This window comes from Maribacter sp. Asnod2-G09, from assembly GCF_045063795.1.
GTDB lineage: Bacteria > Bacteroidota > Bacteroidia > Flavobacteriales > Flavobacteriaceae > Maribacter.
Genome location: NZ_JBEFOA010000001.1, coordinates 1 through 1,416 on the forward strand (window position 1 = coordinate 1; position 1,416 = coordinate 1,416).

Consider the following 1,416-nt stretch of genomic DNA (forward strand, 5'->3'; position numbering starts at 1 on the left):
AACAAAACCTCCTATGAAAAGCCTTAGTCCAGTTTCTTAAAGTTAATTAATATTTTCTTTTTTGCCTTAAACCACCTTTTTTTCTTTTAATATAACTTGCTCGCACTCCTATGTGTGATCGGTTCGAAACTTGAAACGTCACCGGCATCTGTATGATTATAAATTATAATAAAACCGGTCACTTGCTAAAAATGTGATCCTAAATAGTACAGGTCACGGGTTTTGTTTTGTGATACGGTTCTCACCACTATATTAGAGCTTTGTTATGATTTTTATTTTATTTTATTAGTTTTTCTACTTACTATTCAATGACCCCAATGGTATATGGAACTTCTGTTTTAATTACCGCCAAGGTTCTACTTAGTAGCTTTCTAGCTACTTTGACAATGATACTTTTTACGTTCTTACCTTGATGTTTACGATAGTAGGCCTGCATTACGGGGTCTGCACGTATCGCTTGCCAAGATGCCTCTACAAAATAACTTCTCAATAAGCGGTTTGCACGTGGGGTCATTCCCATTGTCCTTTGACTGTTTCCGCTTTGATACATACTTGGTGCCAGACCTACGTAACCTGCCAAATGTTTAATGTTGTTGAAACGTCTTAAATCCCCTAGTTCACATAATATGCCACAGGCCACGATACCTCCGATACCAGGTATACTTCTCAGTAATAGATAATCCTTCTTATAATTCACTTTACAGTACCTTCTTAGCTGTGTGGACACATCGCGAAGCTCTTGGTCCACAAAACGGAAGAAACGCATTCTACTCTCTAATGTGGCCTTCGCCGTTGGGTACTCGAACATTATATCATCCAACCAATTTCTGTACTTATGGCTCCAATGGTCATTGTCGAACTCTTCAGGTTCCCTGATTCCGAAATACAACAATTGCATCTTTATATAGCTCTTGACCCTTCTGAAATCCTTTACAAGGTCATTTCTGCGTCTGAACAGACTACGAAGTTCTTCACGTTTCCTGTCCGGCACTATGATACTCTGCAATCGGTTATCCTTCAACTCTCTCGCTATCAACTGCGCATCTATCTTATCGGTCTTGGTATGTTTCTCTTTGCCCTTTCTATGAATGTCTGCTGGATTGACTACCAGACTTCGCCAACCGTAACTCTCAAAACAACGATGAGCGTGGTAACCGCAACAACCAGCTTCAAAAGCTACGGTAACTTCATACTCCTTGAAATGTTTTGAAACATAACTATGTAATTGCTTTGGGTCGGGCGACATACTGAAAGACTTACCAGCGAACAGATCTGTTGCACAATGTACTTTCCAGCTTCGTTTGTGAATATCGATACCAATGTATAACTTCGGGTAAGCAGTTTGTTGAGTGTTCATATCTTATTGTTTTAGAGAACTTTAAAGATACTCGACTTGCTGCTTTTTCATCAATGCTA

Annotated in this window: 1 protein-coding gene; it reads right to left on the reverse strand. The window is 39.3% G+C overall.

Annotated elements, in window-relative coordinates:
- Positions 1-301: 301 nt before the first annotated feature.
- A complete protein-coding gene (locus tag ACJJVT_RS00005; RefSeq protein WP_405395445.1) occupies positions 302-1,357 on the reverse strand; it encodes an IS110 family transposase in 1,056 nt (351 codons plus the stop codon).
- Between the last annotated feature and the right edge of the window lie 59 nt (positions 1,358-1,416).